The organism is Kitasatospora sp. NPDC030952 (genome assembly GCF_055571335.1).
In genome coordinates, this window is the sequence record NZ_JBVIFM010000003.1 from 455,978 (window position 1) to 480,439 (window position 24,462).

The following is a 24,462-nucleotide window of genomic DNA, read 5'->3' on the forward strand; positions in this document are numbered from 1 at the left end:
AGCCGCCGTCGTGGCCGCTTCACCCGCGCCGGCCCGTCAGCTTCACGTCCCCGCTACCCGTGACGACGGCCGCGATGTTGTCCAGCGAGGGCCCGCCCCGCCCGTTCAGGTACTTGGTGTGCGCGTCGACGGGGTCGCCGCGGCTCCAGTCGTCGACGGTGAACCGGTTCGCGCCGAAGTGCTTGCTCGACGGGTCCCGTCCGTACCACCGCTCGTCCGGGTCGAGGCTGAGCTTCGAGGGAGCGTGCGTCACGACGTCGTTGTCAGCGGCACCGACCCAGACGTGACCGGCGGGCATCTTGAGGTCAGCGGCCTTGTCCACGCCGACGCCCGGGCTGCCGATGAAGACCACGTCGTCCGGCGGCGCGAAGTGCGATCCGGGCTGGGTGGCCAATTTGGTGGCCTGGCCGACCAGGTACGAACCGTAGCTGTGTCCGACCGAGGTGATGTGTGGTGGTTGAACGCCCTCGTGACTCGCCCGCACTCCACTGAGGAACTTCGCGTACGCCGGGGCGCCCTCCTTGCCCGCCTTGGTCGACGCGGCGCCGAGGTCCATCCCTGGCGAGTCATAGCCGAGCCAGACGACCGAGGCGACGGAGTGGCCGGCCGGAGCTTTGCTGCTTGCGGCGCGGTAGAGGTTCAGTCCGTTCTCGCCCTCGTTGGTCCCGTCGTTCTTCCCCGGCCCGAGACTGGCCATGGTGGTGGTGATCCCGGGCACGTAGGCGGAGATGTCGGTGGCGGTGTCGGGGTTCCCGTACGAGAGGACCGCCCGGCCCTGGCCCTCGCTACCGAACCCGAGCAGATACAGCGGTGGATCTCCCTTGTGCTGTGTGAGGCGCGCGTCAATGGGACCGTACAGGGCGACCAACTGCTTCTCGGCGGAGTTCAGTTCGTGCGGCTTCTTACCCCGGATGCGAGCCATCAGGTTTTTCAGCTGTTCCCGGTTCACCTTGTCCCGCACCTCCGCCGGTACGCCGTCGAGGTTGCCGAGCACCTCCGGGTGGTGGCTGAGGAACCACTGCTGGCCCTGCGGCCCGAGCCCCTTCCACCAGGCGTTGACCTCCGTCGGGGCGGCGTCCTTGCCCGGCATGCCCCGCTGCCACATCGGGTTGGACGCGTCGCCGAACTGGTCGATGTAGGCATCGGCGCCGGCCGTCTTCTCGTCCAGTCCGGACTTGTCCTTGGCGTGCCCCGCGAACCTGTTGAGCGTGCCGGTCAGGCTGCTGTCGGCCTCGTCCGCGTCGGACAGTGCCTTGCCGATCTGCTTGCTGATCCCGTCGGCCGCCGCCTTCTGCTTGGCCTCCCAGTCGGTGGCCTGGTACGGGTTGGTCGACGCGGGCCAGCTCACCGCGCCGGTGTCGCTGACCGAGAAGCCCTTGGCCTGGGCGTCGGACAGTGCTTGGGCGAGGCGGCCCTGGGCCAGCGACATGGCGTCGGCGCAGTCGCGGATCTCCTTGCCGATGAGGCCGAGTTCCGTCGCCGCCGCCCGCAGCTTGCCGGTGACGCCGTCCAGCACCGGCAGCGCGGCATCGGCCGAGGGCCCGGTCCACTGGGAGCCGTGGACGCGGTCCGCGGTTCCGCTCGTCCAGTCGCCGACGTGCTGTTGGAACGCCTTGGCGAGTGTGTCGTACGCCCCCGCCGCCGTGTACAGGTCTGCCAGTGTGGCGTTCCTCAGGCTCGCGATGTCCATCCCAGTCCCCCTGTGCGGCCAGTGTCTCCCCCGACACTCACGGCTACCATAACCTCCGCAGCCGACACGGATGTAGGGGGAAATCAGTGGGACAGGATCCGGGATTCACGGTCAGGCCGGGCGAGTTGACGGCCGCCGGGAACAACGCGCTGACGGTTGCCGGGAAGGTCCCCGAGGAGACGGCGAAGCTCGCGGAGCCGAGCAGCAAGGCCGCCGGGAGCCTGACCGGGTGGCAGAGCGGCCCGGCGCTGACGGGGTGCAGCGGCGCCTGGAAGACGCTGCTGGACGGGCTCGCCACGGACATGAAGACGGCCGGGGGCCACCTGATCACCTGCGCGCACGACTACCAGAACGCCGACCACCTGCCACCGCCGACCGCGTCTGCGACTGCGACTGCGACTGCGACTGCGACTGCGGTCCACGACCCCTTCGAGACGAAGGTGGTCGGGGTGGCCGGCGTCCATCTCACCAGGGACGCGTAACTCCGCTACGGCGCCCGGAAGTCCAGCACCAGGCAGTCCTCCACCGGCCGGTAGCCGATCTGCTGGTAGATGGAGTTGCTGGTCGGGTTGGCGAGGTCGGTGTAGAGCAGCACCTCCACCGCCCCCTGGACGAGCGCGTGGGCGGACGCGGCGGCGGTGGCGGCGCTGGCGTAGCCGCGGCCGCGGTGGTCGCGCGGGGTGTAGACGGGGCCGATGCGGGACATCCCGGCGAGCACGGGGCTGGTGCCGGCCATGGCGACGGGGTGGCCTTCGTCCTCCCAGAGGTGGAGGCCGCCGACCGCGATCCGGTCGTCCACCGTCCGGGCCACGTTGGCGCTCTTCGGGACTCTCGCCTCGGCCGTGAACTCCTGGTGCCAGCGGATCAGCAGTTCACGGTCGGCCGGTTCGGCGAGCCGGTGGCGGCCGGCGGGCGGGCGCGGCGGATCGGTCAACTCGCCGAGCCGGTAGAGCCGTTCCTCGACGCCGCCGGACCGGACCGCACCGGTGGCGGCCGTCCAGGCGCCGGCGAAGGCGCGGACCGCGCCGGCTTCGCCGCCGACCCCGACCACCTCGGCGAACTCGCCCCCGGCCACGGCCAGTTCGCGCGCCAGCTCGGCGGCCAGGGACTCCGGCATGCAGGAGAGCCGGTGGGCGTACGGCGGGGTCCGCAGGAAGGCGCCCTGGACCGGGCCGCCCGGCCCGGCCTGCCACCAGCCGAAGACCGGCGGCCGTTCCCCGAACACGTCGAGCCCGGCCTCGGCGAGCCGGTGGGTGAGGGTGAGCAGGACGGTGTTCTCCGCCGGGCGGGCGGCCAGGAAGGCACCCGCGTGGGCCCGGAAGTCGTCGAGCGAGGCGCTGAAGGTCCAGGTCATGACCCATCCTCGCCCCGCTCGACGCCCGCCCGCCAACGATTATTCGAGCAGGAACCGCGAGCAGGAACCACGAGCCCGAGCTACGAGCCCGAGCTACGGCCCCAAGCTACGACCCCGAGCTACGAGCCGGACTGTTCGAGTACGGCCCCGAGCCGCTCGCCGAGCACCGCCGGGTCGGTGGTGGGCGTCTCGCAGGCGAAGTGCCGGCAGACGTAGGCCGCGGGCGCCCCGTCGACCAGCGGCCGGTCGGCCAGCAGCGGCACCTCGGCCGCGGCCTCCCCCGGCTCGCCGACCGCGACGACCGCACCGGGCGCCGTCCCGAGCAGCGCGGCCCGGCGCAGGGCGGCGGTGGCCGGGTGGCCGGCCGGGCCGACGACGGCGATCTCGCGCGGCCCGTCCAGCAGGGCCTCGGCGACGGCCAGGCCCCAGCCGATGAACCGAGGGGCCCGCCCGGCCAGTGCGCCGACGATGCCGAGGGCGCGTTCGGCGGCCGTGCGGTGCCGGTCGGAGCCGGTGTACGCGGCGTAGCCGAGGAGGGCTCCGGCGGCGGCGGTCCAGCCGGAGGGGGTGGCGTTGTCGGTCGGGTCCTGGGGGCGGCGGATGAGTTCCTCGGCGTCGTCGGCCGTGTCGTACAGGGCGCCGGAGGTCTCGTCGGTGAAGTGCTTGAGCACGGTGTCGAGCAGGCCGCCGGCCAGTTGGAGCCACTCGGCCTCGCCGGTGACGGCGTACAGCGCGAGGAAGCCCTCGGCGGTGTCCGCGTAGTCCTCCAGGACACCGGCGTTGCTGCCGGGCCGGCCGTCCCGGGAGGTGCGCAGCAGCCGCCCGTCGGCGGTGAGGTGGACGGCGAGCAGCAGGTCGGCGGCGCGTTCGGCGGCCTCGACGAGGTCGGGGCGCTCCAGTAGGGCGCCGGTCTCGGCGAGGGCGGCGATGGCGAGGCCGTTCCAGGCGGCGACCACCTTGTCGTCCCGGGCGGGTGCGGGCCGGGCGGTCCGCGCCTCGGACATCCGCCGCCGGATCTCCTCGTACTCTGCGAAGTCCTCGGGTTCGGCGAGGAGTTGGAGTACGGAGGTCCCGTGCTCGAAGGTCCCGTCCGCGGTCACGGTGAACAGCCGGGCGGCGGTGGCCGCGTCGGCGGGGCCGAGCAGGTCGACCAACTGGCCCGGCTCCCAGGCGTAGTAGGCGCCCTCGGCCATCGCCCCGGTCTCCTCGTCGAGGCTGTCGGCGTCCAGTGCGGAGGCGAACGCCCCTTCGGGCGTGCGGAGTTCGCGCAGCAGGAAGTCGGCCGTGGACAGCGCGACCCGCCGCCACAGCCCGGTCCCGGTGGCCCGCCACAGGTGCAGGTAGGCGCGCAGCAGCAGGGCGTTGTCGTACAGCATCTTCTCGAAGTGCGGCACCACCCAGCCGGCGTCCACCGCGTACCGGGCGAAGCCGCCGCCGAGCTGGTCGTGGATGCCGCCGCGGGCCATCGCCTCGCCGGTGCGGACGGCCATCTCCAGCGCCGCCTCGGAGCCGGTCCGGGCGTGGTGGCGCAGCAGGAACTCGATCACCATGGCCGGCGGGAACTTGGGCGCCCCGCCGAAGCCGCCGCGGGCCTGGTCGAAGTCCCGGCTGAGCGCGACCAGCGCCTGGTGCAGGTCGGCGTCGGCGGGCGGGTGGTGGGAGCCGGCCGAGTAGACGGCGGCCCGCTCGGCCAGGTCGGCCCTGATCCGCGCGGCGACCTCACCGACCTCCTGCCGCCGCTCCCGCCAGGCCGCGTCGACGCCTTCCAGCACCTGCCGGAAGGACGGCATCCCGTGCCGGGGGCTGGGCGGGAAGTACGTCCCGAAGTAGAACGGCTCCTTGTCGGGCGTGAGGAACACCGTCATCGGCCAACCACCCTGCCCGGTCGCCGCCTGCACGGCCTCCATGTACACCGCGTCGACGTCCGGCCGCTCCTCCCGGTCCACCTTGACCGCGACGAACCGCTCGTTCAGGTACCCGGCGAGCCCGGCGTCCTCGAAACTCTCGTGCGCCATCACATGGCACCAGTGACACGCCGCGTACCCCACGCTCAGCAGCACCGGCACTCCCCGCCGCCGCGCCTCCTCGAAGGCCTCCACCCCCCACGGCCACCAGTCGACCGGGTTCTCGGCATGCTGCAGCAGGTACGGCGAGGTCGCGTCCGCGAGACGGTTCGGCATGCCCCCCATCCTCCCGCATCGGACGCCCCGCACCCGTCAGGCCCGCCCCGGGCCGGGCCGAGCAGCACGGCCCGCCGGACCGGCTTCCCCGAGGCCGGTCCGGCGGTCGTCGCGCCCGCACCCGGGAGCCCGCCGACCCGAAGCACCCGCCGGCCCGAAGCGCCCGCAGGCTCGCAGCCCCGCCGGCCCAGCAGCCCGCGGCCCGCGGGGGTCACTCCTTGGGAGCCTCCGGCTCCTCCGTGAAGTCGACCTTCTTGAACTGCCGGTTCATCGACTTGGCCAGGAACCACGTCGCCACGCCGAGGGCGGCGAAGACGACGAAGCCGAGGAGACCGGGGGTGACCTTGGCGTCGTCGACGGCGAGGTCAGCGGCGAGGTGGACGAGGTTCACGGGGGCACTCATATCTCTATGGTGGCCCGGCTCACGCCGGGCCGGGCCGTCGGGGGTGGGTCAGTCGCGCGTGTCGGCGGCTTCGGCCGCCAGGGTGAGGGTGCGCAGTCCGGCGAACAGGTCGTCCTCCGGGAGGTCCACGTCGACCAGGGTACGGGCGAGTTCGTAGTCCTCGGTGGGCCAGACCTCGCGCTGGACGTCGAGCGGGACGCGGAACCACGGGCCGTCCGGGTCGATCTGGGTGGCGTGGGCGATCAGGGCGCGGTCGCGGGTCTCGAACCAGTCGTCGCAGCGCACCCGGGTGGTGATCTCGCGCTCCTTGCGGCCGCTCTTCTCCCAGCCGGCGATCCACTCGCCGTACGGGGAGTCGTGGCCGTGCTCGGTGAGGTACTGGTGCAGGGCGCGGATGCGGCCCATCGGGAAGCCGTGGTTGTAGTAGAGCTTGAGCGGCTGCCAGGGCTCGCCGGCCTCGGGGTAGGCGTCCGGGTCACCGGCGGCGTCGAAGGCCAGCATGGTGATCTTGTGGGTCATGATGTGGTCCGGGTGCGGGTAGCCGCCGTTCTCGTCGTAGGTCGTGATGACCTGCGGCTTGAACTCGCGGATCAGCCGGACCAGCGGCTCGGCCGCCTCCTTGACGTCCTCCAGGGCGAAGCAGCCCTCGGGCAGCGGGGGCAGCGGGTCGCCCTCCGGGAGGCCGGAGTCGACGAAGCCCAGCCAGGCCTGCTTGACGCCGAGGATCGCCCGCGCCTCGTCCATCTCCTTGCGGCGCACCTCGTGGATGTTCTCCTCGATGTACGGGTCCCCCTGGAGTTTGGGGTTGAGAACCGACCCGCGCTCGCCCCCCGTGCAGGTGGCCACGAGCACGTCCACACCCTGCTCGACGTACCTGGCCATGGTGGCCGCGCCCTTGCTGGACTCGTCGTCCGGGTGGGCGTGCACCGCCATCAGTCGCAACTGCTCAGTCAACGCCTTGCGTTCCTTCCACATCGTCGGGCGTTCCGCGAAGTCCGGTCTGCCCACCGTACGAACCGCTCACTTCGGGACCGCGTCGCCGCAAGGCCGGCCTGCGGCGCCGGTCTCCGGCGCGGCCGAGCCCCGCCCCCGCCGGACCGGCCGCGGGCGTGCCCCTCCTATAGTGACGGAATGGAGGACCGTCGCATTCCCCAGCACCGCCCGCACGGCTCCTCCCCAGGAGAGGACGGAGTCCGATGACTGCACAGAGCACCGCCCCGCGGCCGCCCGAGGGGCGCTACGGCCGCGGCGGCGACGGCGAGTCGGACCGCCGCCTGAAGGTGATCGGCGCGGTCTGCGGTGTGCTCGGCCTGGGGCTGATCGCCTGGCTGGGCGGCTCCTACCTGCTGCGCGAGTCCAAGATCAACGGTTCGGTGCCGACCTTCCAGGTGCTCTCCGACTCCGAGGTGCAGCTGCACCTGACCGTGCGCAAGAGCGACGGGACGGCCGGCACCTGTACGGTCCGCTCGCAGAGCGACGACCACGCGGTGGTCGGGGTGGCCGACTTCCCGGTCCCGGCGGCCGGGTCGAGCTACGAGGCCACCGTCACCCTGCGCACCACCGCCCGGGGGACCACCGCCGAACTGCTGGGCTGCACCCCGGCGAAGTGAGCCGGAGCAGGGCCGCGTGGGCCGCCGAGCACCCGGAAAGGGCTCGCGGACGCATATTCGTTCAGCGGAACGGGCATCCGTAGGGAGTCCCGCACCCGGTTGCCGTACACCGTGGCGCAACGACACCGTCAATGCCGCGACAGCGCCTCTCCCGCTTGTCGGCAGGACTTGTTAGGCTCGTGGTTTCGCCCCTTCCGCACCGGATGGTACGGGAGCGGGCGTTGCTTTGTAGTTGAGACCGATATCACCGTCGACCCTGCTGACGACGCACACCCTCAGCACCGCCCCAGCACCTACGAGGAGCACCCGTGACCCAGACCAGTGAGAACGTGACCTGGCTCACTCAGGCCGGCTATGACCAGCTCAAGGCCGAGCTGGATCACCTGACCGGGCCCTGGCGCATCGAGATCGCCCAGAAGATCGAGGCGGCGCGCGAGGAGGGTGACCTCAAGGAGAACGCCGGCTACCACGCGGCGAAGGAGGAGCAGGGCAAGTACGAGCTGCGCATCCGCCAGCTGACCCAGCTGCTGGAGCGCGCGAAGGTCGGCGAGGCCCCGGCCGACTCCGGCGTGGTGGCCCCGGGCATGATCGTCACGGTCGCGTTCGACGGCGACGAGGACGACCTGATGGAGTTCCTGCTCGCCTCCCGCGAGGTCGCCAACACCGATGACCTGGACGTCTACTCGCCGCAGTCGCCGCTGGGCCGCGCGATCGACGGCAAGAAGATCGGCGACGAGGCCACCTACGAGCTGCCGAACGGCAAGCCGGCCATGGTGAAGGTCGTCAAGGTCGTGCCGCACGCCGGCTGATCCGGCCCCCGAGCACCGACGCACCGCCGAGGGCGGCTGAGGAGTCCCCGGACTCCTCAGCCGCCCTCGGGCGTTCACGGCCGACCGCGACGGTTCACCCCACGGCCGAGCGGTACTCGCGCACCGACAATCGAACGGTTCACCCCACGGCCGAGCGGTACTTGCGCACCGACAGCCAGGAGAACACCGCCGTGATCACCAGCGACCACAGCACCGACACCAGCGCCGCGTGCTGCATCGGCCAGGCGCTGTCCACCGGCCCGACCTGGTTGCCGAAGAGGTCCCGGCAGGCCTGCACCGTCGCGCTGAACGGGTTCCAGTACGCCACGCCCTGCAGCCAGCCCGGCATCGAGCTGACCGGCACGAAGGCGTTGGACACGAAGGTCAGCGGGAACAGCCAGATCAGCCCGGCCGAAGTGGCCGCCTCGGGGCTGCGCACCGAGAGGCCGATCAGCGCGCCGATCCAGGAGAAGGCGTAGCCGAGCAGGAGCAGCAGCCCGAAGGCGCCGAGCGCCCTGAGCACCCCGTCGTGCACCCGCCAGCCGACCAGCAGCGCCACCAGCGCCAGCACCACCAGGGTGAACGCGGTCTGGCAGAGGTCCGCGAGGGTGCGGCCGACCAGCACCGCCGAGCGGGCCATCGGCAGCGAGCGGAAGCGGTCCACCAGGCCCTTGGTCATGTCCTCCGCGATGCCGGCCGAGGCGCCGGCGACGGCGAAGGTGACGGTCTGGGCGAAGATGCCGGCCATCAGGAACTGGATGTACGTGTCGGAGCTGGAGTTCGTCCCGGGGATCTTGATCGCCCCGCCCATGACGTACGAGAACAGCAGCACGAACATGACCGGCTGCATGAGCCCGAACACCACGATTTCGGGAATCCTGGACATTCTGCGCAGATTGCGCTTGGCGACCACCCAGGAGTCGTGCAGGGTCGCGGACAGGCCCCGGCGGGGCGTCGGCATCGCCCCGCCGATGGCGTGCTCGGTGGCGGTGCTCATCTCAGCGCTCCGTTCCGGCCGCGACGGCCTGCTGCTGGTCGGGCCCCGGGCCCTCGCCGCCGTCGGCGCCGTCCGCGCCGTCGCCGCCCTTCCCCCGACCCCGGCCACCCCGGCCACGGCCCTTGCCACCCGCCCCGCCACCGTCCCCCTCGGCCGACTCGGCCGACTCGGCCGACTCGGCGACATGGCCGGTGAGGGTGAGGAAGACGTCGTCCAGGGTCGGGCGGCGCAGCCCGATGTCGTCGATCTCGATGCCCCGGCCGTCCAGTTCGCGGATCGCGTCGGCGAGCACCCGGGCGCCGCCGCTGACCGGCACGGTGATCCTCCGGGTGTTCTTCTCCACCGCAGGCTCGCCCAGGGCGTACCCGGAGAGGGCCGCGACGGCGTCCGCGACCAGACCCGGGTCGTGCACCACGACCTCGATCCGCTCGCCGCCGATCTGCGCCTTGAGCTGGTCGGCGGTGCCGCGGGCGATCACCCGGCCGTGGTCGACCACCGCGATGTCGTGGGCGAGCCGGTCGGCTTCCTCCAGGTACTGGGTGGTGAGCAGCAGCGTGGTGCCCTGCTCGACCAGGGTCTCGATGACCTCCCAGAGCGCCAGCCGGTTGCGCGGGTCGAGGCCGGTGGTCGGCTCGTCCAGGAACATCACCGGCGGGCGGACGACCAGCGCGGCGGCGAGGTCGAGGCGACGGCGCATGCCGCCGGAGTAGGTCTTGGCGGTGCGGTCCTTGGCCTCGGTGAGGTTGAACCACTCCAGCAGCTCCAGCGCGCGGGCCTTCGCGTCGCGGGTGCGCATCTGGTACAGCTCGCCGACCATGGTGAGGTTCTCGAAGCCGGTCAGGTACTCGTCGACCGCCGCGTACTGGCCGGACAGTCCGATCAGGCTGCGGACCTGGTTCGGGTGCTTGAGGACGTCGACGCCGGACACCACCGCGCGGCCGGAGTCGGGGCGGAGCAGGGTGGTGAGGACGCGCACGGTGGTGGTCTTCCCGGCGCCGTTCGGGCCGAGCAGCCCGAGCACCGTGCCCTCGGGGACGTCCAGGCTGACGCCGTCCAGGGCTCGTACGTCGCCGAAGGTCTTCACCAGGTTCTCGGCTTGGATGGCTGGCGCCATGGCCTGCCTCATCTCCTCGGACGAATGTGAGCGATCTGTCCCACTTTGCCCCTCGAACGGGCGCGCGGGCGACTCGGTTCTCGGCCCCCGTTCTCGGCCACCGACGCAGAACGCGATGTATCGTGAGTCTGGCAACTCGCGATACATCGCGTCAAGGGAATTGATGGAACCGCCGCCTGACGGAACCGGCGAACGCGCGCTCAGTCGGCGACCAGGTACCCCGCGTCAGTCGGCGACCAGGCGCCCCGCGTCAGTCGGCGACCAGGTACCCCGCGTCCCGCAGCTCGCCGACCACCAGCGCGCAGTGCTCCGGCCCCTTGGTCTCCAGGTGCAGGTCCACCTCGACCTCGGTCAGCCCCAGCCGCGGGTCGATCCGGACGTGCGCGACGTCCAGCACATTGGCGTCCACCCTGGTCAGCACCCCCAGCAGGTCCGCCAGCGAGCCCGGCTTGTCCGCCAGCCGCACCCGCAGCGACAGGTAGCGCCCGGCCGCCGCCAGCCCGTGCCGCAGCACCCGCTGCATCAGCTGCGGGTCGATGTTGCCGCCGGACAGCACCGCCACCACCGGGCCCTCGAAGGAGTCCGGCTGTTCCAGCAGGGCCGCGATCGGGGCCGCCCCGGCCGGCTCGACCACCAGCTTCAGCCGCTCCAGGCCGAGCAGCAGGGCCCGCGACAGGGCGTCCTCGGAGACCGTACGGATGCCGTCCGCCAGCGTGTTGACCACCTCGAACGGGATGTCCCCGGGCCGCCCGACCATGATCCCGTCGGCCATGGTCGCGTAGTGCTCCAGCGACACCGGCCGCCCGGCCGCCAGCGAGGGCGGGTACGCGGCCGCTCCCGCCGCCTGCACCCCGACCACCCGGACGTCCGGCCGCAGCGGCTTGACCGCCGCCGCGATCCCGGCCAGCAGCCCGCCGCCGCCCACCCCGACCAGGATGGTGCGCACCTCGGGGCACTGCTCCAGGATCTCCAGGCCGACGGTCGCCTGGCCGGTGACCACGTCCCAGTGGTCGAAGGGGTGGATGAACACCGCGCCGGTCGCCTCCGAGTACCGCTGCGCGGCCTGCAGCGCCTCGTCCACGGTGGCGCCGTGCAGCCGGACCTCGGCGCCGTAGTCACGGGTCGCGGCGACCTTCGGCAGCGGCGCCGCGACCGGCATGAACACGGTCGAGCGCACCCCCAGCAGCGCGGCCGCGAGCGCCACCCCCTGGGCGTGGTTCCCGGCGCTGGCCGCCACCACCCCGCCGGCTCGCTGCACCGGCGAGAGCCCCGCGATCCGCACGTACGCCCCGCGCAGTTTGAAGGACCCGGTGCGCTGGAGGTTCTCGCACTTCAGGTGGACCGGCGCGCCGATCAGCCCGGACAGGTGCCGGCTGCCCTCCATCGGGGTCACCCGGGCGACCCCGGCGAGCATCTTCTGGGCGCCGCGGACGTCGTCGAGGGTGATCGGCCAGTTGTGCATGATCCCAGCCTAGGGGTGCCGACACCGGCAAGACGGGACGTCGGGCCTGTTCCCGGGCCCGCTCCGCCCGCGTACGCTGCTGCTTCTGAGCTTCTCTCACCGCATGACGATCGTGAGCCGCGATGACGACGCCCTCGCCCCAGGCCACCGACCGAGCCGAGCCCGTACACACCCAACTCCAGTACCAGCTGGCGGTGTTCGCCCGCCGGATGGAACAGGTCCGGTCCTCCGGCGGCGGCGTCGGCAGCTTGGACCGGGCCGCCTACCTGCTGCTCGACCGCCTGGAGCGGCACGGGCCGGCGAACGTCAAGGCGCTGGCCGAGGCGCTCGGCGTGGACTCCTCCACGGTGACCCGCCAGGTCGCCCCGCTGGTCGCGGCCGGGCTGGTCGGCCGGGTGCAGGACCCGGCCGACCGTCGCGCCGTACGGCTCGCACTGACCGCCTGCGGCACCGGCCGGCTCGCCGAAGTCCGGGACGGCCGGGCCGAGTTGACCCGCCGCCTGACGGCCGACTGGCCGCCCGAGGAACAGCGGGCGTTCTGCGCCCTGCTGGCCCGCTTCAACCACGCGATGGAGTCGTACACGGCGGACCAGCAGGGGCAGTGAGCCGCCTAGCCCAGCGCCTGCTCGAGGTCGGCCAGCAGGTCGTCGATCGACTCGATGCCGACCGAGACGCGCACCAGGTCGGCCGGCACCTCCAGCGGCGAACCGGCCGCCGAGGCGTGGGTCATCCGGCCCGGGTGCTCGATCAGCGACTCCACGCCGCCCAGCGACTCGCCCAGGGTGAACAGCTGCGCGCGGTTGCAGACCTCGACGGCCGCCTCCTCGCCGCCGGCGACCCGGAACGAGACCATGCCGCCGAAGGCCTTCATCTGCTTGGCGGCGATGTCGTGCCCGGGGTGCTCGGGCAGGCCCGGGTACAGCACCTGGCTGACCTTGGGGTGGCTCGCCAGCAGCTCGGCGACCTTCTCCGCGTTGGAGCTGTGCCGGTCCATCCGGACGCCCAGGGTCTTGATGCCGCGCAGCACCAGCCAGGCGTCGAACGGCCCGGAGACGGCGCCCATCGCGTTCTGGTGGTACGCGACCTCCTCGCCGAGGCCCGCCTCGGCCAGCACCAGGGCGCCGCCGACGACGTCGGAGTGACCGCCCATGTACTTGGTGGTGGAGTGCACGACCGCGTCCGCGCCGAGCGCGATCGGCTGCTGCAGGTACGGGCTGGCGAAGGTGTTGTCGACCACCAGCAGCGCGCCGGCGCCGTGCGCGACCTCGGCGAGGCCGGCCAGGTCGGTGATGCCCAGCAGCGGGTTGGACGGGGTCTCCACCCACACCGCGCGGGTGTTGGGGCGCAGCGCGGCGCGGACGTCGTCCAGCTTCTGGGTGTTGGCGACGGAGAACTCGACGCCCCAGCGGGTCAGCACCTTGGCGAACAGCCGGAAGGTGCCGCCGTAGGCGTCGTTGGGGATCACGATGTGGTCGCCCGGCTTGAGGATGGTGCGCAGCAGGGTGTCCTCGGCCGCGAGGCCGGAGGCGAAGGCCAGGCCGCGGGAGCCGCCCTCGAGCGCGGCGAGGCACTCCTCCAGCGCGGTGCGGGTCGGGTTGGCGCTGCGGCTGTACTCGTAGCCGCCCCGCAGGCCGCCCACCCCGTCCTGCTTGTAGGTGGACACCTGGTAGATCGGCGTGACGACGGCCCCGGTCTGGGGGTCTGCTTCCTGACCCGCGTGGATGGCGAGGGTCTCGAAGCCCTGGGGAAGCTGGTGCTCGGTCATGGGTCCGAGCCTAACGGCCGGACGGCCGGGCGCCCGCCGGAATGCCCGGACCGGAATCCGCGGGCCGTCCGGTGCGTTCACCAGGGGGCAACCCTCCCTACCCCGCTGGAGCAGGCCGTGCTGTTCGACCGCCACAAGTCCTCGCTCGTCCCCGCCGACCAGGCGCTGCCCGGCCGCCCGGCCGCGGGCTTCACCCTGACCGAGCCGCACACCGTGCTCGGCCACCCGCTCACCGGCCCGTACCCGGAGGGGCTGGAGGTGGCCGACTTCGGGCTGGGCTGCTTCTGGGGCGCCGAGCGCACGTTCTGGCGGCTGCCCGGCGTCTGGACGACGCTGGTCGGCTACCAGGGCGGCCACACGCCCAACCCGACGTACGAGGAGGTGTGCAGCGGGCTGACCGGGCACACCGAGGCGGTCCGGGTGGTCTTCGACCCGGCGGTGATCTCGTACGAGCGGCTGCTGAAGACCTTCTGGGAGGCCCACGACCCGACCCAGGGCAACCGCCAGGGCAATGACGTGGGCACCCAGTACCGCTCCGCGCTGTACACCCACTCCCCCGCCCAGGCCGCCGCCGCGACCGCCACCCGGGACGCCTTCCAGCCCGCGCTGACCGCGCTCGGCCACGGCCCGATCACCACCGAGATCGCCCCGGCCGGCCCGTTCTACCCGGCCGAGCCGTACCACCAGCAGTACCTGTCGGACGCCAAGAACCCCAACGGCTACTGCGGTCTCGGCGGTACCGGCGCCTCCTGCCCGATCGGAGTGGCCCGCACCGAGGGCTGACCCCACCCGGGAGCGGGTCCGGGGCGCGGCCACCCAACGTGACCGTGCCCCGATCCGGGCGCAGACTGGAGACACCGGTAGGGCGGCCCGGCCACCCCCGGTGGCCGGGCCGCCCTCGTGGAGAGGAGTCGTGCCATGTCCGGTCTCGTCCGCAAGAACTTCGACGACCCCGAGGAAGTCCGCCCCTTCGAGGAGGGCACGGGGGAACTGCGCCTGGTCAACCTGGACGCCGGACCGGTGGGCCGGGCGGTGTTCCAGCCCGGGTGGCAGTGGTCCAAGCACATCAAGCCGATCGCCAAGACCGAGAGCTGCGAGGCCGCCCACACGGGGTACGTGGTCTCGGGCCGGATGAAGATCGTCATGGACGACGGTGAGCAGGCCGAGTTCGGCCCCGGCGACTTCATGATCTGCCCGCCCGGGCACGACGCCTGGATCGTCGGCGACGAACCGTGCGTGATCGTGGACTGGCAGGGCTTCGCGGACTACGCGCGACGCGGCTAGGGCGCAGTCGTGGCCGCGGGGGCTTCGGCGTCGTGCTCGGGATCGCCGGTCACACCCACCCGATCCCTCGGGCGGACCGCGAAGTCCGGGCCGCCCGAGGGGTCTTCCGCACGGGTGGGTCAGACGGCGCTGCCGGCCTTCCAGTCGGCCCAGCTGAGGTTCCAGCCGTTCAGGCCGTTGTCCGGGGCGACGGTCTTGTCGCCGGAGTTCACGACCTCGACCACGTCGCCGACGATCGAGGACTTGTAGAACTTGTAGCCGTCCGTGCTGCTGTCCTGGGCGCCCTTGGCGTCCTGCAGGCCGACGCAGCCGTGGCTGGTGTTCTGCCCGCCGAAGATCGACGACGGCGACCAGTAGTTGCCGTGGATGAAGGTGCCGGAGGTGGTGAGGCGCTGGGCGTGCGGCACGTCGGCGATGTCGTACTCGCTGCCCAGGTTGACGGTCTGCGAGTTCATCCGGGTCTGGGTGAACTGCTCGGAGATGACCATCTTGCCGCCCCAGGTGGTGTGTTCGGGGGAGCCGCCGGAGATCTTGTAGACGGCGCTGACGGCCCCGTCCGTGGTCACGGTGAGCTTCTTGGTGGCGAGGTCGGCGACGCTGGTCTGGGCCCGGCCGATGGTGAAGCTGACGTCCTTGGACTGGGTGCCGTAGACGCCCTTGGCGCCCTCGACGTCCTTGAGCCGCAGCTTGAGGGTGACCTTGGTGCCCTTGGCCCAGTACTCCTGCGGCCGGAAGTCGAGGCGGGTGCTGGAGAACCAGTGGCCGACGATCTCGACGCCCGGCTCGGCTATCACGGTGATCGCCGACTGGACGGCCTTCTTGTCGGTGACCGGCTTGCTGAAGTTGATCGAGACCGGCATGCCGACGCCGACCACCGAGCCGTCCTCGGGGGTGAAGTAGCCCACGAAGGTGTTGGCCGGGGTCGCCGTGGTGAAGGTGGCGTTGGCGTCCGCCTCCAGCTTGTCCTTGTCGACGCCGCTGGCGGTGACGGAGTACTTGGTCCCGCTGGCCGGGGCCGCGGCCGAGGTCCAGCCGGTGTTGTCGGCGGAGAGCTGGCCGGCCAGCTCCTTGCCGGTGGAGTCGGTGACCTTGACGCTGCTCAGGGTGCCGTTGCTGACGGTCACCTTGACCGGCTCGCTGAAGCTGGCGCCGGTGGCGCCGTCCGCGGGGCTCACGGTGATCACCGCGGCCGAGGTCTTCGGGGCGCTACCGCCGCCGGACCCGGAGCCGCCGTTGCCGCCGCCCGAACCGGAGCCCGCGTTGCCACCGCTGCCACCGCTGTTGTCGTTGCAGGCGGCGAGCAGCAGTACGGGAGCCCCGATCAGGCCCGCGAGCACTCCGCGTCGGCTCCAGCTGCTTCCGGCCACCCGCCCCTGACCGTCCCGTGCCGTCACGTCGCGTCTCCCTGCTGATCATCCCGGGCGATTACGGATACAGAAACGCAATCCGGCCGCTCACGGTTCCATCACCGAAGGGTAAGCGATCGTATGAGATGACCCAACGTGCCGCCGTGCATGGACAAAACGCCCGGCCCGCCGAAGGCGGACCGGGCGTTCACGGGTGGTGACGGCACGAACGGCCGTTATTCGGCGGACTCCTCCACGGAGTACTCGTCCCACTCGTCGTTCTCGGGGTCGAACTCGGTCTGCGCCGACTCCCAGGTCGCCGAGGCGAGTTCCACGCCCGGGACGTCGCCGAGCAGCGCGACGGGGTCGATGAAGTGGGCGAGCGAACCCGACGGGTCCACCTCGATGGCGTCGACGGACTGGGCGCGCTCGTCGTCGTCGAGGTACTCGTCCCCGGCGACCTGCTGCAGGGCCGCGGCCTTGAGCGCGCCCTCGTCGGTGATCTCCGCGATGAGCTCGATCTTGAGCTTGACGTAGCGCGGGGCGTCGGTCGTTTCAGTGCTGGTCATGTCAGCGAGCGTACGGGAACGAGGGCCCCCCGGTGCGCACGGGAACGGCGGGCGGCGCACGGGAACGGCAGGGGGCGCCCGGGCGCACGGGGAGGGCCGGTCCCTCGGAACAGGACCGGCCCCACCGCTCTCCGGCTCGGCTCCCCCACCCGGGAGCCGCGGAGCCGCGCCGTACGGCGCGGTGTTCGCCCGCGGGAGCCACCACACCCTGTGGACCGGCCGCAGCCGGACAGGGGCGGGACGACGGCGCCTCCCGCGGAGGCCCCTCCCTCCGGTATCCGGTCGGGGAAGGCGGACACGGCGGCCGGGTCAGGGCCGTCCGACGTGTCCGGAGCCGGCCGCGCCCGCCGGGGAGCCGCTCCCGGTGGTCCGCTGCCGTCTCGCTCGGCGTCTTGCCGTCGACCACTACGATGCCGGGGCGTTGTTAACCGCGTGCTGCGGACAGATGACGCTGGTGTACCACTTCGCCCGTGGGCGAATCCTCCGGATCCGGCCACGGGCGAACGGTGCTGAGCCGGCGTCAGCGTCGCCGGCGAACGGGCGTCAGTGCGCGGCGCGGCCGGTCAGGAAGCCCAGCAGGTCCTGGCGGGTGACGATGCCCTGCGGCTTGCCCTCCACCAGCACGACCGCCGCGTCGGCCTTCTCCAGCACGGTCATCAGGTTGGTGACGGTCTCGCCCGAGCCGACCACCGGCAGCGGCTTGGACATCACCTTGTCCAGCGTGTCGGTCAGCTCGATCTCCTTGGCGAAGATGCCCTCCAGCAGCAGCTTCTCCACCACCGAGCCGATCACCTCGCCGGCCATGATGTCGGGGTGCCCGGCACCCGGGGAGACCACCGGCATCTGCGAGACGCCGTACTCGCGCAGCACCCGGACCGCCTCGGCGACCGTCTCGTTGGGGTGCATGTGGACGAACTGCGGGACGCCGCCCTGCTCGATGCTCTCCTTGCGGCCCAGCACCTCACTGATGTGGGCCTCGTCGGTGGCCGAGGGCAGGAAGCCGTAGTCGGCCATCCAGTCGTCGTTGAAGATCTTCGACAGGTAGCCGCGGCCGCCGTCCGGCAGCAGCACCACGACGACGTCGTCCGGCCCGAGCTTCTTGGCCACCTCCAGCGCGGCCACCACGGCCATCCCGCAGGAGCCGCCGACCAGCAGGCCCTCCTCCTTGGCCAGGCGGCGGGTCATCTGGAACGAGTCCTTGTCGGAGACCGCGACGATCTCGTCCGCGACGCCGCGGTCGTAGGCGGTCGGCCAGAAGTCCTCACCGACGCCCTCGACCAGGTACGGACGGCCGGTGCCGCCCGAGTAGACCGAGCCCTCGGGGTCGGCGCCGACGACCTTGACCTTGCCGCCGGACACCTCCTTCAGGTAGTTGCCGGTGCCGGAGATGGTGCCGCCGGTGCCGACGCCCGCCACGAAGTGGGTGATCTTCCCGTCGGTCTGCTCCCACAGCTCCGGACCGGTGGAGTGGTAGTGCGAGGCCGGGTTGTCCGGGTTGGAGTACTGGTCCGGCTTCCAGGCGTTCGGGGTCTCGCGGACCAGGCGGTCGGAGACGTTGTAGTAGGAGTCCGGGTGCTCCGGGGCGACGGCGGTCGGGCAGACGACCACCTCGGCGCCGTACGCGCGCAGGGTGTTGATCTTGTCGGTGGACACCTTGTCGGGACAGACGAAGATGCACTTGTAGCCCTTCTGCTGGGCCACGATCGCCAGGCCGACCCCGGTGTTGCCGGAGGTCGGCTCCACGATCGTGCCGCCCGGCTTGAGGGCGCCCGAGGCCTCGGCGGCCTCGATCATGCGCATCGCGATGCGGTCCTTCACCGAACCGCCGGGGTTGAAGTACTCGACCTTCGCCAGCACTGTCGCGGTGATGCCCTCGGTGACCTTGTTCAGCTTGACCAGCGGCGTGTTGCCGACCAGGTCGATGATCGAGTTGTGGTACCGCACGGGGGTCCTCCCGGTCTATGGGCATGCGAGTGCATTCGGTACCGCAAGCCTAGGGCGTGACACCCGGCCCAGCCCTCCCTTCCCGCACTCCCCGCCCCTCCGCCGCGCTCCACCAATGGCCCACCGCCACCGGCGCCACCGGTACTCCCGCCCTCCGCGCGGGTAAGAGCGCTGTGCAGACAAGGCCGCGGTCCGGGAGGGGGCGGCACCAGGACGCGAAGGGGGCACCGGATGCCAGGCGGACAGGACTCGCGGGCCCGGGTGGCCCGCCGGATCGCCACCGCGGCGGCTTACGGCGGCGGCGGGCTCGGCCTGCTCGGCGTGGGCCTGGTCGGCGTGCTGCTGACCGAGAGCAAGCTCGCCATCCAGGCCATCGGCGTCCTGGAGACCCTCCCGCCCAAGGCCGACGGCGTCTACGGCGAGGCCTTCGCCGACCGCGGCGCGCCCCCGCGGCCGCCGCTCGTGCTGGCCGTCCTCGGCGACTCCACCGGCGCCGGCCTCGGGGTGGCCCGCGCCCGCGAGACCCCGGGCGCGCTGCTGGCGGCCGGCCTGGCCTCGGTGGCCGAGCGCCCGGTGCGGCTGGTCAACGTGGCCCGCTCCGGCGGCCGCTCCGCCGACCTCTCCGGCCAGCTGGAGCAGGCCCTTCGGCAGCGCCCGGACATCGCCGTGATCATGGTCGGCGCCAATGACGTGACCCGGCACAGCCCCGCCCAGCTCGCCGTCCGCCAGCTCGGCGAGGCCGTCGCCGCCCTGCGCGCCAACGGCTGCGAGGTGGTGGTGGGCACCTGCCCCGACCTCGGGACGATCAAGCCGGTGCGCCCGCCGCTGCGCTGGGTGGCCCGGCGGCTGAGCCGCCAGCTGGCCGCCGCCCAGACCATCGCGGTGGTGGAGGCGGGCGGGCGCACGGTCTCGCTGGGCTCGCTGCTGGGCCCGGAGTTCGCCGCCCGCCCGGAGATGTTCGCCGCCGACCGCTACCACCCCTCCGCCCAGGGCTACGCCACGGCCGCGATGGCCGTGCTGCCCTCGGTCTGCGCCGCGCTGGGCCTGTGGCCGGAGGACGAGCGCCCGAGCACCGCCCGCCCCGGCGGGACGACGGTGCCGGGCGAGACGGTGCTGCCGGTCGCGGTGGCCGCCGCGGCGGCGGCCGGACGCGCGGGCACCGAGGTGGCGGCCGTGGCCGCGGAGGGCCCGGGCCGGCGCTGGGCGCTGCTGCGCCACCGGCTGCGGGTCGGCCCGGAGGCGCCCCGGCAGCCCGGGGCGGGCCCGGGGAATACGTCGGCCAGCTCACACGCTGGTGCCGGTGACGCTTGAGCTACCAAGCGGTAGCTTTCCTCCCGGACCGCCAGTCCGCCGTTCACTCAGCGAGGAGCCCGCAATGCCCGAAGCCGTCATCGTCAGCGCCACCCGTTCGCCGATCGGCCGGGCGTTCAAGGGCTCGCTCAAGGACGTCCGCCCGGACGACCTGACCGCCCACATCATCCAGGCCGCCCTGGCCAAGGTCCCGCAGCTCGACCCCCGCCAGATCGACGACCTGATGCTCGGCTGCGGCCTGCCGGGCGGCGAGCAGGGCCACAACCTGGCCCGCATCGTGGCCGTGCAGATGGGCATGGACTACCTGCCCGGCGCGACCATCACCCGCTACTGCTCCTCCTCGCTGCAGACCACGCGGATGGCACTGCACGCGATCAAGGCCGGCGAGGGCGACGTCTTCATCTCGGCCGGCGTCGAGACCGTCTCGCGCAGCATCAAGGGCACCTCGGACGGCATGCCGGGCACCATGAACCCGATCTTCGACGAGGCCCAGGCCCGCACCGCCAAGCGCGCCGAGGAGGGCGGCGGAGAGTGGCACGACCCGCGCGAGGACGGCCTGCTGCCGGACGCCTACATCGCGATGGGCCAGACCGCCGAGAACCTGGCCGCGCTCAAGGGCATCACCCGCGCCGAGCAGGACGAGTTCGGCGTCCGCTCGCAGAACCTCGCCGAGGCCGCCATCAAGGCCGGCTTCTGGGAGCGCGAGATCACCCCGGTCACGCTGCCGGACGGCACCGTGGTGAGCACCGACGACGGCCCGCGCGCCGGCGTGACCCTGGAGGGCGTGTCCGGCCTGAAGCCGGTCTTCCGCCCGGACGGCACCGTCACCGCCGGCAACTGCTGCCCGCTGAACGACGGCGCCGCCGCGCTGGTCATCATGTCCGACACCAAGGCCCGCGAGCTGGGCATCACCCCGCTCGCCCGGGTGGTCTCCACCGGCGTCAGCGCCCTCTCCCCCGAGATCATGGGCTACGGCCCGGTCGAGGCCTCCAAGCAGGCGCTCCGGCGGGCCGGTCTGACCATCGACGACATCGACCTGGTCGAGATCAACGAGGCCTTCGCGGCGCAGGTCATCCCGTCCTACCGCGACCTCGGCATCGACCTGGACAAGCTGAACGTCAACGGCGGCGGCATCGCCGTCGGCCACCCCTTCGGCATGACCGGTGCCCGGATCACCACCACGCTGATCAACTCCCTGCAGTGGCACGACAAGCAGTTCGGCCTGGAGACCATGTGCGTCGGCGGCGGCCAGGGCATGGCGATGGTCATCGAGCGCCTCAGCTGACCCCTCCCCACCGCTCCGAAGGGTCTGGACCACCCATTTGGAGTGACACAGCGTAATTGAGGGCCGGATCACACCGAGAGGTCGATCCGGCCCTCTTCTTCGTCGTTTCCGGCCCGGAAATCGACACTGCGGAGCGGATCAACTCCACTGCGTAGAACGGTGTTACCTAACAATTTGGGGACAAGCGCGAAAGTCCCGGACGAATTAGACATTCGCCACTGCGGCAACAGCCCCCCATGGGGCAGTGTGGACACGTAACCCCGTTCCGCTCCTCGCTAGGAGTACGTTCCGTGAGCGCCGTCTACACCATCCTGCTGCTGATCCTGATCACCGTGTCGACCGCCGTGCTGCTCCGCCTCCGGGGCATCTCCCGGCGGCTCGACGCACAGGCCTCGACCCAGGCCGGGCCCGCTCCGGTGGACGAGGCCGCGATACGCCGGGCCGTCGCCGAGGCGCTCGCCGCCGACCGCGAGCGGGAGATCACCGAGGCCCGGGCCTTCTGGGCCGAGCAGGAGGCCCGCGCGGCCGAGGACGCGCCGCTGTTCGACTCCCCCTTCGCCGGGGTGTTCACCGGCAGCGACGAGTGGCCGGTGTTCTTCCCCCGCCCCACCGGCCCGCAGGACGCCGCCGACAACGCCGGGACGATGGACCCGGAGTTCGGCGAGGCGCTGCGCTCCGCGCTGGAGGACCTGATCACCGAGGGCGGCCCCGGCCCGGTGGATCCCGGCACCGACGGCGGCGCCCCGCTGCGCCCCGGCCACCCGGTCGGCGAGGCCACCGGCGACGCCCGGGCCCGCCGCGAGGCCGACCTGCTGGCCACCGGCCTGGAGGCCGGACTGCTGGACGCCGAGGCGGCCGTGGAAGAGGCCCCGGTCGCCGCGCCCGACCCGCGCCGCCACCCCTCGCACCCCGACTTCGTGCCGAGCCAGGCCCCGTCCCGCGAGTGGACCGACACCCGGCTCGCCGCCCTCGCCGAGGAGGCCGTCTCCCTGGTCGACGTCCGCCCGGGCCCGCTGGGCACCCTGGACGTGTACGCCTTCGCCGACGGCACCACGCTCTGCGTGGCCCCGGGCGACCGGGAGGCCGCCTACCGGCTGATCGACGCGGTCCGTGCCGGTGAGCACGTCCGGCTGCTCGGCGGCTCGCGCTTCTCCGGCTCGTACTCGCTGACCTTCTCCACCGACGAGGAGGCCGTCTACGTGCTCGCCGACCGGGTGGTCGCCAGCATCTGACGCCGTCTCGCCCACGCGGCGGGACCGGAGGCCGGCCGGATCGAGGGGGTTACCGATCCGGGCCGGCCTCCGGCACGTCCGGCCCCGGACAGCTCCGGACAGCTCCGGACTGCCTCAGGCGCAGCGCCCGGCCGTCTCCCGCACCGCGGCCACCGCCCCGGCCAGCACCTCGCCCGCCGCCACCGGGCCGCCCGGCAGGGCCACTTCGGCCCCCTCGGGCAGCGCCGCGAGCGCGGCCGCCAGATCGTGCCCGGCGACGGCCAGCTGGTCCCCCGCCGCGAAGGCCCCGGCATCCGGGAAGTCCCGCTCCGGCCCGCCCTCCGCCGCCAGCGCCAGCGCGGCCAGCCCCCGGGCCAGCACCAGCGCGGCCGCCGCCCGCGAGGCGTGCCCGGGCACCGGGCCCAGCAGTTTGCTCTGCGGCAGCGAGCGGAAACGATCCGCCAGTTCGTCGACGGCTTCGACCAGGGGCTGTACGTCATGCATGCCAGGAGCCTAACCAAACGCCGCCGGGCCCCGGAGCGAAGTGCTCCGGGGCCCGGCGGCAGTGGAAGGCGACGGCGGGGGTCCGTCAGTCGTCGCCGCGCAGGATCGCGATCAGCCGGAGCATCTCCATGTAGATCCAGACCAGCGACAGGGTGAGCCCGAAGGCCGCCCGCCAGGACTCGCGCTGCGGGGCGCCCTGGGCGATGGCCTCCTCGATCGCCGCGAAGTCCAGCGACAGGAAGAAGGCGCCCAGGCCGATGCCGACCAGGCCGACCAGGATGCCCAGCGGGCCGGAGCGCAGGCCCAGCTCGGCGCCGAAGGCCATCGCGACCAGGTTGACCAGCATCAGCAGCACGAAACCCATGGCGATCGCCAGGCCGATCCGCTGGTAGCGCGCGGTGACCCGGATCCGGCCGCTCTTGTAGGCGAACAGCATCGCCGCGAAGACCGCCGCCGTGCCCAGCACCGCCTGGATCACGATGCCGTTCAGGATGGTGTTCAGCGCGTGCGACCAGGCGCCCATCGCGAAGCCCTGGAGGGCCGCGTAGGTCAGGATCAGCGCCGGGCTGGCGTCGCGCTTGAACGAGGCCACCAGGCCGACCACCATGGCCACCAGGCTGGCGGCGATGGCGAAGCCGTAGTTCTCGAACGGCAGCGCGAACCAGGCCACCGCGCCGGCGGCGACCAGGGTGAGCAGCGTCATGGCGGTGCGGGCGACCACGTCGTCGAGCGTCATCCGCCCGGTGGCCGCCGGGCCGGCCGACGGCCCGTTGTACATCTCGTAGAGCTGCTCGTCCGTCAGCGGGCCCTGCCCCTGGGGCTGGGCGTACTGCGTCCCCGCGTAGGGGTTGCCGGACGGGTTCCCGGCCTGGCCGGTGCCACCGAACCCCGCGTAGCCGGGCTCGCGGGAGAAGGAACCCTCCCGCGAGAAGACCGGGTTGCTGCTTCTCATTGCTCATTCCCTCCGTGGCGGCACTGCACCGCTCGCGTACCAGGGTAATGGCTTGGCAAAAATTCCGGGATACGCCGCGAGGAGGATCCGGTGGACGACTCCCGGCGGGGACGCCGGTGGCGCCCCCGCGGGTCGTTGCGGTGCCCGGAGCCGGACTCGAACCGGCACGGCCTCGCGGCCAAGCAGTTTTAAGCTGCCCGTGTCTGCGTTCCACCATCCGGGCGTCCTGCGAACCACCCCTGAGAGTAGTCGCCCGGATCACTCTTTCGCATGTTCCCAGCCCGGGAAGTTGTCATGTTTCCTTGCCATCTGACGAACAGTTCGGGATTCGGCCACGAAGCACGGCGATTCCGGCCACCGCGCCGCCCTCAGGGTTCCCGTCATACCGCAGGAGGAGGGCCCGCCCCGCCCGTACGCCCAGCGGTGGTCGGGCCAACCGTTCGGCGGAGCGACGCAGAACCATGATCACGTAGCCGAGCATGGAGGTACGAATCCGCGGACCAGCAAGGAGCACCCCCGTGACCACGTCGACCGCAACCGCCGTCCGTACCGGCCTGGCGGCCGCCCGCGCCACCGGCCTCAACAAGGTCTACGGGGAGGGGGAGACCCGGGTCGTCGCCCTGGACAACGTCAGCGTCACCTTCCCCCAGGGCGAGTACACCGCCATCATGG

General features: G+C 72.4%; 23 protein-coding genes, 1 tRNA gene and 1 pseudogene. 10 read left to right on the forward strand and 15 right to left on the reverse strand.

What is annotated here, in order from left to right:
• Positions 1-19: 19 nt before the first annotated feature.
• On the reverse strand, positions 20-1,690 hold the full coding sequence (locus ACZ47G_RS09630) for an alpha/beta hydrolase (protein WP_465740863.1): 1,671 nt from the start codon (positions 1,688-1,690) through the stop codon (positions 20-22).
• Positions 1,691-1,776: 86 nt separating this feature from the next.
• Between ACZ47G_RS09630 and ACZ47G_RS09635 the strand changes: the two genes are divergently transcribed.
• A complete protein-coding gene (locus ACZ47G_RS09635) occupies positions 1,777-2,172 on the forward strand; it encodes a hypothetical protein (RefSeq protein ID WP_465740864.1) in 396 nt (131 codons plus the stop codon).
• A gap of 5 nt (positions 2,173-2,177) precedes the next feature.
• On the opposite strand, the gene ACZ47G_RS09640 is transcribed toward ACZ47G_RS09635, so the two are convergent.
• The 4 genes from ACZ47G_RS09640 to mca form a co-directional block, all read right to left on the reverse strand.
• Positions 2,178-3,044 (reverse strand): GNAT family N-acetyltransferase, encoded by an 867-nt coding sequence (locus tag ACZ47G_RS09640; RefSeq protein WP_465740865.1) that lies wholly within the window; start codon positions 3,042-3,044, stop codon positions 2,178-2,180.
• A 119-nt stretch (positions 3,045-3,163) separates the two neighbouring features.
• Positions 3,164-5,224: a thioredoxin domain-containing protein gene (locus ACZ47G_RS09645; RefSeq protein WP_465740866.1), complete on the reverse strand. Its 2,061-nt coding sequence runs from the start codon at positions 5,222-5,224 to the stop codon at positions 3,164-3,166.
• Between the two features lie 211 nt (positions 5,225-5,435).
• Positions 5,436-5,627, reverse strand: coding sequence for a hypothetical protein (locus ACZ47G_RS09650; protein ID WP_031076542.1), 192 nt, complete (start codon positions 5,625-5,627; stop codon positions 5,436-5,438).
• Between the two features lie 48 nt (positions 5,628-5,675).
• Positions 5,676-6,581: a mycothiol conjugate amidase Mca gene (gene mca, locus ACZ47G_RS09655; RefSeq protein ID WP_465740867.1), complete on the reverse strand. Its 906-nt coding sequence runs from the start codon at positions 6,579-6,581 to the stop codon at positions 5,676-5,678.
• A 242-nt stretch (positions 6,582-6,823) separates the two neighbouring features.
• On the opposite strand from mca, the gene ACZ47G_RS09660 reads away from it, so the two are divergent.
• Together ACZ47G_RS09660 and greA are read left to right on the forward strand one after the other, a co-directional pair.
• Positions 6,824-7,237 carry a DUF4307 domain-containing protein gene (locus ACZ47G_RS09660; RefSeq protein ID WP_380453786.1) on the forward strand — a complete coding sequence of 138 codons (414 nt, stop codon included), beginning with the start codon at positions 6,824-6,826 and terminating at the stop codon, positions 7,235-7,237.
• A gap of 308 nt (positions 7,238-7,545) precedes the next feature.
• A complete protein-coding gene (gene greA / locus ACZ47G_RS09665) occupies positions 7,546-8,046 on the forward strand; it encodes a transcription elongation factor GreA (RefSeq protein ID WP_380453784.1) in 501 nt (166 codons plus the stop codon).
• 139 nt (positions 8,047-8,185) lie between these two features.
• On the opposite strand, the gene ACZ47G_RS09670 is transcribed toward greA, so the two are convergent.
• The 3 genes from ACZ47G_RS09670 to ilvA form a co-directional block, all read right to left on the reverse strand.
• Positions 8,186-9,043 (reverse strand): ABC transporter permease, encoded by an 858-nt coding sequence (locus tag ACZ47G_RS09670; protein WP_465740868.1) that lies wholly within the window; start codon positions 9,041-9,043, stop codon positions 8,186-8,188.
• A gap of 1 nt (position 9,044) precedes the next feature.
• Positions 9,045-10,157, reverse strand: a complete 1,113-nt coding sequence (locus ACZ47G_RS09675; protein WP_465740869.1) for an ATP-binding cassette domain-containing protein — start codon at positions 10,155-10,157, stop codon at positions 9,045-9,047.
• A gap of 250 nt (positions 10,158-10,407) precedes the next feature.
• Positions 10,408-11,619, reverse strand: a complete 1,212-nt coding sequence (gene ilvA, locus ACZ47G_RS09680; RefSeq protein ID WP_465740870.1) for a threonine ammonia-lyase — start codon at positions 11,617-11,619, stop codon at positions 10,408-10,410.
• Positions 11,620-11,741: 122 nt separating this feature from the next.
• Between ilvA and ACZ47G_RS09685 the strand changes: the two genes are divergently transcribed.
• Positions 11,742-12,224 (forward strand): MarR family winged helix-turn-helix transcriptional regulator, encoded by a 483-nt coding sequence (locus tag ACZ47G_RS09685; protein ID WP_465740871.1) that lies wholly within the window; start codon positions 11,742-11,744, stop codon positions 12,222-12,224.
• Positions 12,225-12,229: 5 nt separating this feature from the next.
• Here ACZ47G_RS09685 and ACZ47G_RS09690 read toward each other — a convergent pair whose 3' ends face one another.
• A complete protein-coding gene (locus tag ACZ47G_RS09690; RefSeq protein WP_465740872.1) occupies positions 12,230-13,384 on the reverse strand; it encodes a cystathionine gamma-synthase in 1,155 nt (384 codons plus the stop codon).
• Positions 13,385-13,501: 117 nt separating this feature from the next.
• Between ACZ47G_RS09690 and msrA the strand changes: the two genes are divergently transcribed.
• Together msrA and ACZ47G_RS09700 are read left to right on the forward strand one after the other, a co-directional pair.
• Positions 13,502-14,167, forward strand: coding sequence for a peptide-methionine (S)-S-oxide reductase MsrA (gene msrA, locus ACZ47G_RS09695; RefSeq protein ID WP_465740873.1), 666 nt, complete (start codon positions 13,502-13,504; stop codon positions 14,165-14,167).
• Positions 14,168-14,302: 135 nt separating this feature from the next.
• Positions 14,303-14,668, forward strand: coding sequence for a cupin domain-containing protein (locus tag ACZ47G_RS09700; RefSeq protein ID WP_465740874.1), 366 nt, complete (start codon positions 14,303-14,305; stop codon positions 14,666-14,668).
• Between the two features lie 119 nt (positions 14,669-14,787).
• On the opposite strand, the gene ACZ47G_RS09705 is transcribed toward ACZ47G_RS09700, so the two are convergent.
• From ACZ47G_RS09705 to ACZ47G_RS09715, 3 genes are all read right to left on the reverse strand, one after another.
• Positions 14,788-16,062 (reverse strand): L,D-transpeptidase, encoded by a 1,275-nt coding sequence (locus ACZ47G_RS09705; protein ID WP_465740875.1) that lies wholly within the window; start codon positions 16,060-16,062, stop codon positions 14,788-14,790.
• Between the two features lie 188 nt (positions 16,063-16,250).
• Positions 16,251-16,583 carry a hypothetical protein gene (locus tag ACZ47G_RS09710; RefSeq protein WP_465740876.1) on the reverse strand — a complete coding sequence of 111 codons (333 nt, stop codon included), beginning with the start codon at positions 16,581-16,583 and terminating at the stop codon, positions 16,251-16,253.
• Positions 16,584-17,126: 543 nt separating this feature from the next.
• Positions 17,127-18,527, reverse strand: coding sequence for a cystathionine beta-synthase (locus ACZ47G_RS09715; protein ID WP_465740877.1), 1,401 nt, complete (start codon positions 18,525-18,527; stop codon positions 17,127-17,129).
• A gap of 231 nt (positions 18,528-18,758) precedes the next feature.
• Here ACZ47G_RS09715 and ACZ47G_RS09720 point away from each other — a divergent pair, with 231 nt between their 5' ends.
• The 3 genes from ACZ47G_RS09720 to ACZ47G_RS09730 all read left to right on the forward strand — a co-directional run bounded on the left by ACZ47G_RS09720 (position 18,759) and on the right by ACZ47G_RS09730 (position 22,355).
• Positions 18,759-19,838: an SGNH/GDSL hydrolase family protein gene (locus tag ACZ47G_RS09720; protein ID WP_465740878.1), complete on the forward strand. Its 1,080-nt coding sequence runs from the start codon at positions 18,759-18,761 to the stop codon at positions 19,836-19,838.
• 64 nt (positions 19,839-19,902) lie between these two features.
• On the forward strand, positions 19,903-21,123 hold the full coding sequence (locus ACZ47G_RS09725; protein WP_380453760.1) for an acetyl-CoA C-acetyltransferase: 1,221 nt from the start codon (positions 19,903-19,905) through the stop codon (positions 21,121-21,123).
• A 290-nt stretch (positions 21,124-21,413) separates the two neighbouring features.
• Complete coding sequence (locus ACZ47G_RS09730; RefSeq protein ID WP_465740879.1) at positions 21,414-22,355, forward strand: hypothetical protein; 942 nt, start codon at positions 21,414-21,416, stop codon at positions 22,353-22,355.
• 114 nt (positions 22,356-22,469) lie between these two features.
• On the opposite strand, the gene ACZ47G_RS09735 is transcribed toward ACZ47G_RS09730, so the two are convergent.
• The 3 genes from ACZ47G_RS09735 to ACZ47G_RS09745 all read right to left on the reverse strand — a co-directional run bounded on the left by ACZ47G_RS09735 (position 22,470) and on the right by ACZ47G_RS09745 (position 24,013).
• On the reverse strand, positions 22,470-22,838 hold the full coding sequence (locus ACZ47G_RS09735; protein WP_465740880.1) for a hypothetical protein: 369 nt from the start codon (positions 22,836-22,838) through the stop codon (positions 22,470-22,472).
• Positions 22,839-22,923: 85 nt separating this feature from the next.
• The gene (locus ACZ47G_RS09740) at positions 22,924-23,790 is read right to left on the reverse strand and encodes a Bax inhibitor-1/YccA family protein (RefSeq protein WP_465740881.1); all 867 of its coding nucleotides are present in this window, start codon (positions 23,788-23,790) and stop codon (positions 22,924-22,926) included.
• A gap of 141 nt (positions 23,791-23,931) precedes the next feature.
• A tRNA-Leu gene (locus tag ACZ47G_RS09745) sits at positions 23,932-24,013 on the reverse strand.
• Positions 24,014-24,269: 256 nt separating this feature from the next.
• Here ACZ47G_RS09745 and ACZ47G_RS09750 point away from each other — a divergent pair.
• A pseudogene (locus tag ACZ47G_RS09750) lies at positions 24,270-24,462 on the forward strand (ABC transporter ATP-binding protein); the annotation flags it as partial.